At 47.9% G+C, this 9,256-nt stretch carries 9 protein-coding genes; all 9 read right to left on the bottom strand.

Annotated features, from left to right (window positions below; genetic code table 11):
* Positions 1-72: 72 nt before the first annotated feature.
* A complete protein-coding gene (locus tag CIL02_RS08830) occupies positions 73-1,818 on the bottom strand; it encodes a terminase TerL endonuclease subunit (protein WP_094401001.1) in 1,746 nt (581 codons plus the stop codon).
* Entirely contained in the window at positions 1,815-2,558 is a 744-nt protein-coding gene (locus CIL02_RS08835; RefSeq protein WP_094401003.1) for a hypothetical protein, read from the bottom strand. Before CIL02_RS08835 ends, CIL02_RS08830 begins: the two co-directional genes overlap by 4 nt.
* On the bottom strand, positions 2,555-3,247 hold the full coding sequence (locus CIL02_RS08840) for a hypothetical protein (RefSeq protein ID WP_094401005.1): 693 nt from the start codon (positions 3,245-3,247) through the stop codon (positions 2,555-2,557). The genes CIL02_RS08835 and CIL02_RS08840 overlap by 4 nt, the downstream gene beginning before the upstream one ends.
* 153 nt (positions 3,248-3,400) lie before the next feature.
* Positions 3,401-3,748, bottom strand: coding sequence for an HNH endonuclease signature motif containing protein (locus CIL02_RS08845; protein WP_170935054.1), 348 nt, complete (start codon positions 3,746-3,748; stop codon positions 3,401-3,403).
* Between the two features lie 23 nt (positions 3,749-3,771).
* Positions 3,772-5,154 (bottom strand): DEAD/DEAH box helicase, encoded by a 1,383-nt coding sequence (locus CIL02_RS08850; protein ID WP_094401009.1) that lies wholly within the window; start codon positions 5,152-5,154, stop codon positions 3,772-3,774.
* The gene (locus tag CIL02_RS08855) at positions 5,151-5,462 is read right to left on the bottom strand and encodes a VRR-NUC domain-containing protein (RefSeq protein ID WP_094401011.1); all 312 of its coding nucleotides are present in this window, start codon (positions 5,460-5,462) and stop codon (positions 5,151-5,153) included. Before CIL02_RS08855 ends, CIL02_RS08850 begins: the two co-directional genes overlap by 4 nt.
* 284 nt (positions 5,463-5,746) lie before the next feature.
* Positions 5,747-8,185 carry a virulence-associated E family protein gene (locus CIL02_RS08860; RefSeq protein WP_094401013.1) on the bottom strand — a complete coding sequence of 813 codons (2,439 nt, stop codon included), beginning with the start codon at positions 8,183-8,185 and terminating at the stop codon, positions 5,747-5,749.
* Positions 8,182-8,370, bottom strand: coding sequence for a hypothetical protein (locus CIL02_RS08865; protein ID WP_094401015.1), 189 nt, complete (start codon positions 8,368-8,370; stop codon positions 8,182-8,184). Before CIL02_RS08865 ends, CIL02_RS08860 begins: the two co-directional genes overlap by 4 nt.
* 165 nt (positions 8,371-8,535) lie before the next feature.
* Positions 8,536-9,123 (bottom strand): DNA cytosine methyltransferase, encoded by a 588-nt coding sequence (locus CIL02_RS16035; RefSeq protein WP_141210184.1) that lies wholly within the window; start codon positions 9,121-9,123, stop codon positions 8,536-8,538.
* Positions 9,124-9,256 lie beyond the last annotated feature (133 nt).

A 9,256-nucleotide genomic window follows, 5' to 3' on the forward strand; every position in this document is an offset into this window, starting at 1 on the left:
CAATGTAGGACAAAGCAAAACAATGTAGGACAAAGCAAAACAGCCATCAAAAAATATTTAACAAACTTTAACTTATCGTTCGTATGAATAGAGTGCTCCAATTGTCATTAGGCACGTAATCACACCGTCAATCTTTCTATATTGGCTCACTTTCATTGGCTTCTTATTCTCCAATCTATCCTCGTCAATTACGCAATTCATCAGGCAATACAGATTGATGGGGTTGTTGTTGAGCATAATTTGGGGTGGGTCATTGTAGGCCATCATTTCAAAACTCTCGACGGGCAAATTGAAATTGCCGTTGGTCTGGCTGTATGGCTGCAACGTGTCTGGGCCTCCCAACACTCGCAAGATGTTCACCAAATCTTGCGCTTTATAGGCATCATAACTGATTCGGATAATGCGCACACGTTTGGATCGTGCCAATATATCATTGCCCACCTGCCTCACGTCAATCTTCTTTCCCTTGCACAACTTCAAATGCCCTGCCTCGTGCCATAGCCTGTAAAGCTGCTCATTGGGGTGTCCGGGCAATGCACCCTCCGGGAAATAATAGTCGGTATGGGTGTAAAAGCGTTTGTTGGCCTCCAGATATATTGTATATGATACTGCGCTGAAATCATCATGCACCGACAAATCAAACGCCACGGCACACGATGGCTTTCCCTGCACATGGTTAATGTCGAAATCTCCCATGAGGCTCTGGCAAACTTTCTCTGGTAGCCATGCCGTTTCATCGTTGACAGCAAACACGTTGAGCAACTTGGTACGAAACGCCAACATATTCTCGGCTGACAGTTGGGCGGTCTCATATTCCTTTTCGTAGAAATCGGGTTGTACTGTTATGCCTAAATGGGGTTGCACCTTTGCCCATGTGTGGGGGTCGTTTTCCTCATCGTCCACGTCGGGCATAAACAGTGAGGCAAACATGGTGTCGGCCTCGGCCTCGCCTCTGAGTACCTTTTTCACGCCCTCCAACTCATGGGCAAACGGGCCATCTATCACGTTGCTGGCCGTGGTAATAATCATCGTCAACGGCTCACGGCGTGGTCCCATCGAAGATGTCAGCACGTTTTTGAGGTCTGCACCGTTCTTTCCTGCCGTGTTCCGTGCCTGGGCGTACTCATCCATTATCACCAATGAGGCGTGTAAACCGTCCTGCGTCTTAGCGTTGGCCGTGAGGCATCGGATGAGGCTGTCACGGCCTCTGTCCTTAAAGGTGATTTTCTCACGGTTCACGCGGAAATGTCGGGCGGCTGGGTCAATATCCTGCATTATTGCCCGTATCTCATCAAAGCAAATTTTGGCCTGCTCATAACTGTTTGCCCCAACGTATGCCTGAGCATTGTTGTCGCCAAATAGCATATCAAACACAGCCAATGATGCAGCTGACGTGGTTTTGCTAAATTTACGCGGCACAAAGATATAAACAGTACGAATGAGCCGACGGCCAATTGCATCAACAAACCCGAATATGTTGGCAAACTGAAACGTCTGCACGGGTGTCAACTTGTATCGGGTTCTGCCAGACGTACCATTGAAACGCAACGCCTCATAAAACTTGATGAAACGCTTAACGCGGCCTTTCTTCCAATCGTACTTATCCAGCATCTTGAAGAAACGCCGGATGGCCAAATGCTCATAAAGGTTGTGGGCATCTGGGTTGTCTATCACACCAAACACATACTGTGCCATGCGTGGGTCGGTATCATCCAGCGCACGGCGGTAACGGGTGGCCAGATATGGCCGTTGCCTTTGCAGGTCGGCCACCACATCGGCCTTAAATTGTCGCTCTCTTACTTTCTCTTCTTCGGTCATTCTTCCTCATCCTTGAATTGGTTAATAAAGTCGGCAAAACCATCGTTGTCGGTCTTACGCTCTCGGCTGTCCGTGTTCATGCCCAACGCCCTGAGTGCCTTTTGGCTCTGGGTCAGCAAATCCAGATACAATTTTTCCTTTGGGCTGATGCTCTCACGCTCGTTGCCCTCACGGGATAACTCCACATTGACGGGCTTGTGGTTGGCATCAAATATCTGCTCGGCCAATATCTCTGTCCTCACCAAAAGCTGCGCCGTAATCTTAACCTGCATTGACAATTCGGGTGTGTACTTGTTTTGCTTTTTGAGCAACTTAACAATGTAGGTCTTTTTGGCCGTAATCTTCTTTTGGATGGATGCGGCAATCTTCTCACCATCCACAATCTGAGGCTCTGGCAATGTCGGCTGGGCCGGTGCTTGCTCTGGCTGTGTCTGCGGCAATACCTTTTCCGTGTACCCTCGATTTTTCAGACGGGTTTTGCAGTAGAAAATAATGCTGGTCACGTCGCCTGCCTCCACGTTCTCAAACAACTTTTTTTCGGCCATATCGTCGCGGTAATCACGGGCAATCTCCACGGCATCCTCGACGGCCTGCCTAAACTCAGCATCGGCGGCCATCCACTGCCTGAATGTCCGTGGGTTGAGGCCGACGTTTGTACACGCCACGGTCTTGAAACCTTTGCTCCTGACTATCTCTGCCACAACTGCGGCCTTTTGCTTGTCTCGATCCTGCTCTGTCATTTCTCAAAACTATTTATGCCGTCAAAGTAATCTTTGTAAAAATCAAAGATACCTTTATCGACTGTTATACTCCCTTGCTCAGTTCGCGGATTGGTATTGATATTTGCCGATGTCTGTATGCCAAAGTAAAACCCATCGGCTACATTACACCCTGCGTAAATTTTGCTGTGGTTCTTGAAGATGGCGGCACGGCCAACGTCCGGGTGGGCGGCATAGAATTTCTTGACCATCTGCCACTCGATTTTGTAACTGCCGGGGAATATTTCACCCATGTACATATCGAATTTCTTAATGCGCCCTGCCTCCCACCATTGCTGAATCTGCAAAATATCCTCTGCTGCCATACACCATGTGGAGCAAAGCATGAAATCCAAATCGTGCTGGTTCAATACCACTTTCAGGAATGACAAACTATCTACGTCGCCAGCGGTAATGAAATTGTAGGTGTGGCCATCCTGCAATGGCACATACTTCATGGCCTCCAACATTCTCACCTCTGAGAAAGCACGGCGGTACTCATAACGCTGGCTTAGTTCGGTGCACTCCTTTGTACGTCGGTGTGCCCGTTTGGCCTCGGCTCTGTCTGCGGCATCTGCGCCCTCATCGCTGGCCATTGCTGCCTCTGGCTCGGCTGGGGCCTGGCCCTTGCCGAAATTGGCAAAATCGAAAATATCATCATCAAATCTCATATCTGGGTCTTTTATTGCGTTTTTACTGAAAATATCGGCAAATAATTGAATATGGGCAAAAAATCGGGGCTATGCCCCCACGGCCTAAAAACTCACTTCGTGTGAAGAGAAAGGTTTTGGCGGGGTTTATTCGGCCTCCCTCCCGTTTCAAAATCATGGCCCGACTTCATCGTTGAAAAATTTTTTAACAAAATTTTGCAGCCGTGCATCAGCCCGTTTTCGTCGCTCTTGCTTTCCTCCTTTGCCTAACGTCTGGTGAACTTCCTGATGATGCTTGTGACACAATGCCATGACGTTGTGGGGGTCAAACATCAAAGCTGCCATTTCTCGCTCACTTACTGCTGTTTCAACGGGTACGATGTGGTGTACCTCGGTCGCTGCGCTTACCCTGCGCTCTGCCTCGCACATCTGGCATATCGGATGGGCATTTAACACCTGCCGACGCAAATGCAGCCATCGGGTAGTGTGTATCAGTTTATTGTATATTTCATTCTTGGCCATATTCATTCGATTACGTTACACAATCAAACCTCACCTTGGTACTTACGCATGAGGTAATTAAGGCTATCCAATAACCCTTGCTGCACTCCCGTCTTGCTGCCCAATGCTGCATCCGCTCTTTCGTCCACTGTGTTAGGACAAATGAGTTTGTACACGGTAACTGGGTGCTTCTGGCCTTGACGGTGCAATCGGGCATTTGCCTGTTGGTAGTGTTCCAGATTCCAGCCAACACCAAACCACACAATGTAATGGCCACCCTCCTGCATATTGAGGCCATAGGCTGTTGATGCAGGGTGGGCCAACAACACGTCTATCTCCCCCTTATTCCATTCCACCAACTGCTTCTCACCCTCATACGCCTCTACACGATACCCCTTTAACTTCTTTATGATTCTGGGAATGTCATGTTTGAATTGGTAGAATACCAAAACGCTGTTGCCGTTTGCGGCCTCAACAATCTCTGCCAACTTATCCACTTTGTCATTGTGTATCTCATGCACCTCTCTGTCCTCATCGTAGATTGCACCATTGGCAAATTGGGCTAACTTATTCATCAATCCGGCTGCACTATTAGCCAGAATGTTCGACGGTTCATCCTTATGCTCTTCTGCAAACTCCAACACTTTCTCTTTCTCAAACTTCTGGTATTTCTCCATCGTGGATGCAGACAATGGCACTTGGATCGTGTGGGTCAATAGGTCGGGCAATGTCAAATAATCCTTGGCTTGCATCGACAAACAAATGTCGGCAATCTTGTTTCTGATAATATCCTCACAACCTTTCTTCACGTCGCAACGCACAATAATGCTATTCCATTTGTGTGTCTCAAAATACGTCTCTCTGTACTTTGTGACGTTCTTACCCAAACGCTCACCCATATCCAGACAATACATCTGTGCCCAAAGGTCAATCAATCCATTTGGGGCCGGTGTACCCGTCAAACCAATAACACGCTTGACAGTCGGCACGGCAATACGCATTGCCTTGAAACGCTCACTCTTTGAACTCTTAAAGCTGGTCAATTCGTCAATCACCAAAACGTCAAATGGTAGCATCCCACCATATTTGCCAACCAACCAAACAAAGTTATCGCGTCCTGTCACGTACACATCGGCTTTGGTCTGTAATGCCATGCACCGCTGTTTCTCCGTGCCTAACACCTTAACCACTTTGAGGCTTTTGAGGTGTTCCCATTTCTGGGCCTCAGTAGTCCATGTTGTTTCGGCCACTTTCTTCGGGGCCACTACCAATGTACGGCTCACCTCGCAATCGTCCATGAGGTTCTGAATGGCTGTGAGGGTGCTGACCGTTTTACCCAATCCCATGTCGAGAAATAGGCCACAACGCGGATGGTCAATAATCCATCGCATTGCCGTTTGCTGATATTCGTATGGTCTATAAATCATAATTCGCTCATCATTAAATCCACACCTTGTTTGCTGTCTATCACATAAACCTTGTGGCCTAACTGCCTCATTGATTCAATCCGTATCACCTGCAACTTGCTGGGCTTCTTTCCTTGGCTCTTCAACTCTACCCATACAGTCACACCATTTGGCATGATGGCCACACGGTCGGGGTAGCCTGCCATGTTCGGGTTGGAATACTTCAGGCACACACCACCTGCCATCTTTACGCTATCAAACAAATAACGCTCAATGGCTTTCTCCGATACCTCGGCATGATTCACTATATTTGCAATACTCTTTTTCATCTTTCAATCTGGTTGTCAAATCTCGCGCGTGCGCGTAAATCCTGTATGATTCAATAAAACACTATTTCTAAACATACTTTTATATTAAACACTATTTTTATTAAATTTCTATTTGACATTTGACAAATGTATTTAAGTTATTGATTTATAGGGCTTTTTCGTGTCAAATGAGTTGTCAAATGAGTTGTCAAATGAAAATCTCGTTTGACAAACCGACTGCACATTTTTTGAATTTTGTGCAACTTGTCAAATGGAAATTGTCAAATGAACTATCCTTGTCATACTCAAATATCACCCTCATCCTGGCCCTCCTTTCTCATCCATGCCAACTGACGGCCATACAACTTTTCTGCATGACGCGACGTTGTGCCTCTTACCCATCCATCCATGCCGTCCAGAATTTTAACGATACGTCTGGCCATAAACTTGTACTCCTTATCTGCCATGCTTCTGCCCATCTGCTCACAAATGAACTCAGCAACACAAACACGGTCTCTGAGGGTTACGCCCTCGGCATCCAATGGGTCGCTCTGAGTGAAATAAGCACGTCTCCGCTGCAAATCCCACGACGGCCAATCTGTCGGCAATCTCTTATCCAGATACACCGCCAAAAGGCTCTTCAATGGGTCGTCGCTATCGTCGTTATATTCCTGTTGTCTCTGTCGTGCCTCAGCCTCCAAATCTTGGGGCAAATAAAGTTGCTCACCATCGCGCCACCTTTGCACGGCCTCTGCCCAAAGTTGGTCACGGTCACGCTCAATGGCTTCTTTGATGTTGCTGTGCTTTCGTAGTTCCGGCACAATCTTAATTACCCAAAAACGTCTGTTGCCCGTGTCACCTTTGAGAAAATAGGTCTCATTGGTAGTACCACAAAACACACATTGCCTTGGGTGCTTCTCAACCACCGTTCCATACGCGGCTCTGTAAATATCATCCTGACGGGTAATGTACGACTTTACTTGCTCAACGTCGCTTCGCTTGATGCTTGACAATTCGCCCAACTCAATGAGCCATGCACCACGCAATTGCTCCATTCCCAATTTGCCCTCCATCGTTGTGAGGCTGTCAGAAAACCATTGGCCACCCATGACGTTGAGCAACGTGGATTTGCCAATGCCCTCTGCACCTGCAATGATGAGGCAATAATCATACTTACACCCTGGGCGCATTACTCTGGCTACCGCTGCCGTGAAATGCTTACGTGTCATTGCACGGTTGAGGGGCGTATCTTCTGCACCTATATAGTCAATGATGAGACGATCGAGACGCGGCACACCATCCCATTGCAGCCCGTTCAGATACTCACGGATGGGGTGTAATCTGTGACGGGTCAAAACGGCATCCTTGGCATCCTTGATTTTGTCCTTTCCCGTGACGTTGTATTGCTCTTCCAGATAGATACGCAAATTGGCATCGTCTCTGTTGCCCCACAACTTCGCTTTCTTATCCCACGGCAAACCTTTATTGATGAGGTCAAAACCTGTAAACTCATCGTGCCACAAATGCCCTGCCAACTTCGGGTCTCTCTCCAATATGCAAATGATGTTCTTTGCTGTTAACTTGATATTGCCTTTCTTGTCAAACTCCAACTCAGCCATCCAATCGGTGTTTTCCTCGGCCTCATCGTCGGCATCGTCTGGCTCATCGGTCACGCCTGCAAATATGCTGTCGGCCTCTGCCTGACGTTCCTTTGTCAGCATCACGCGCACGGTCTTATCCTCCGACACGAAATCCTGCATTTTCAGATACGACGGCAATTTGGTTACATCGGTCTGACGTGAACCCTCATCGTGAACTCCGAAAAGGTGAATACGGCAAAGGTCAAACGCGTTGCAAAGCTGCCTTGATGCTGGGTCGGTCTCATGGTGTGAATATGCAAATTTGCCCTCATAGCAAACCAATCCGGCTGCAACGCTTCCTAACTTATAGGTGTAACGGCCATCAATGCCCGTTCTTTCGTAGGCATCGGGCAAAAACTTCTCAATGGCATCTTCGATGGTGTATGCACGGCAAAATGCACCAATGAGGCCGGGTTTCTCCAACGGGTCGCCTGCCTTTCGTATCTCATGGCTTATCACCTCACCCTCTCGCTGTGAGGTCGGCCAATCGCTGACGTTTCGCCAATCAATGTATGTGGCCAACACTTCATCGGCGTTGAGGCTGGGGCCATCTTGGTACTCAAACACAAACTCACCATTCTTGGCCGTGCTTGGCCAATAGAATAGACGGGGCAATTGGTAGGTCGTAATGTCGAAAAGTTCAATGCCGACGTTGTGGGCAATCCGTCTGCAAATCGGCTCATACTCTTGTGGGGTCACCTGCCGATTGAACGGTATGCACAATCTGAAACGTGGCTTTTCGCTGGTGTGCTTATGTGTTGAGTATAACATGGCCGCACAACTGTATTGCTGGGTGAACTCTTCCCACACGTCTGCCGTGCCATAATCAATGTCTAACGTGGCAATGGTTCGGTACAATACATTGGCCGTCTTACGTGTTCCGTTTGACAGATAGCCACCGACAAAACCGCCAACGTCTTTAATGTCGGCTTGTTCCTCGCGGCTCATCTTCAAATACTCCTTGATGGTTTCGTCCGTCCGTTTGGTCTGGGCGCAACGGTTCACCAAATCCTGCCACCCAATCCGCTTGTTACGCCATTTCTTAGAATAGCGTTTGTGGGCTGTGGCAATATCCACTTCTGGGTTATGCTGCAATTTTATCATACCAACATATTTTTGAAATGGTCAATGTTATTGGCATCGGCCACGATTGTTATTTCTCGGATTCCACGGCCAACCTTTTTAACGTCGGCCTCAAATGGTATCTGCTCATCTTCCAGAATGTCGTATATCTGGCGCAATCTGTCGGGTGTTACTTTGGCACTCACGGATGCTTTTTTTTTGCTCATCTTTGCTCTGTATCATATACTGTAAATCTTAAATCGCTGCACGATTGTTGCATTTCATGTTTGAGGGTGTCAGTCAGGGTGTAAACTCCCATCGGTGTGTCATTGCCCTCTGACTGCCAGAAAACACAATTACGGCATACCTTTTGAAATTCGTGCCATTCGGCTTTATTCACTTGTTGCTTCATGCTTGAACTCATCGGGCAAAAAAGAAAAGATGTGTTTGATAACTTCCACCGTCCACCCGTTGCCTATCATACGATATTGCTGGGTTTCGCTCACCTCCCATTTGTACCAATCGGGAATTGTCTGCAATCTGGCGCACTCTGCCGGGGTTAATCGCCTTATCGGTGCATCCCTCCCCACTAACGCATTGATCGTTTGCCCACCGTGGCCATTCATCAACGCTGGGGCCTGGCCCTCTGGGTCATATACTCTGTTTTGCTGGTACGGCTGTGTGCCTCCACTTTCACGGGATGGGTTGAGCTGCCTGATACGGCCATCTGTCACATGGTTGTTTTGTTGCCATGAGTTAGATGTGAGGGTCGGGGCTTTATCAGCGTAAACAGCACCGTTGTTTTTGCCGTGTGGCCTTTGCAGGATTAAGTTGTCTTTCTGCACCGTGGTAATGGAGTTTGTTTTGCCCTCGGTGGTACATGGGATAAAATGTGCTGGCTCACCTCGGTACTCATGCCCTCGCTGTGCCACACACACTAAATCGTACATTCCTTTGCCTTTAACCGTTACTGCTGTCATCTTCCCCCCCCCAGGCCGTCCGAAAACGGCACTTTGAGGCATATCACAGTTGGCAGAGCCGCTATTGCGACTCCACCTGAGCCCATTTAAGGGCATATAAGTTTTCATCTTAAAAAATCAGTTTATGTTAAAC

The organism is Prevotella sp. P3-122 (assembly GCF_002251365.1).
GTDB lineage: Bacteria > Bacteroidota > Bacteroidia > Bacteroidales > Bacteroidaceae > Prevotella.

What these genes read in the sequence shown, in the direction of transcription:
- CIL02_RS08830 (WP_094401001.1), bottom strand. Translation starts at nt 1,818, where the DNA reads ATGACCGAAGAAGAGAAAGTAAGAGAGCGACAATTTAAGGCCGATGTG.
- CIL02_RS08835 (WP_094401003.1), bottom strand. Translation starts at nt 2,558, where the DNA reads ATGACAGAGCAGGATCGAGACAAGCAAAAGGCCGCAGTTGTGGCAGAG.
- CIL02_RS08840 (WP_094401005.1), bottom strand. Translation starts at nt 3,247, where the DNA reads ATGAGATTTGATGATGATATTTTCGATTTTGCCAATTTCGGCAAGGGC.
- CIL02_RS08845 (WP_170935054.1), bottom strand. Translation starts at nt 3,748, where the DNA reads ATGGCCAAGAATGAAATATACAATAAACTGATACACACTACCCGATGG.
- CIL02_RS08850 (WP_094401009.1), bottom strand. Translation starts at nt 5,154, where the DNA reads ATGATTTATAGACCATACGAATATCAGCAAACGGCAATGCGATGGATT.
- CIL02_RS08855 (WP_094401011.1), bottom strand. Translation starts at nt 5,462, where the DNA reads ATGAAAAAGAGTATTGCAAATATAGTGAATCATGCCGAGGTATCGGAG.
- CIL02_RS08860 (WP_094401013.1), bottom strand. Translation starts at nt 8,185, where the DNA reads ATGATAAAATTGCAGCATAACCCAGAAGTGGATATTGCCACAGCCCAC.
- CIL02_RS08865 (WP_094401015.1), bottom strand. Translation starts at nt 8,370, where the DNA reads ATGAGCAAAAAAAAAGCATCCGTGAGTGCCAAAGTAACACCCGACAGA.
- CIL02_RS16035 (WP_141210184.1), bottom strand. Translation starts at nt 9,123, where the DNA reads ATGACAGCAGTAACGGTTAAAGGCAAAGGAATGTACGATTTAGTGTGT.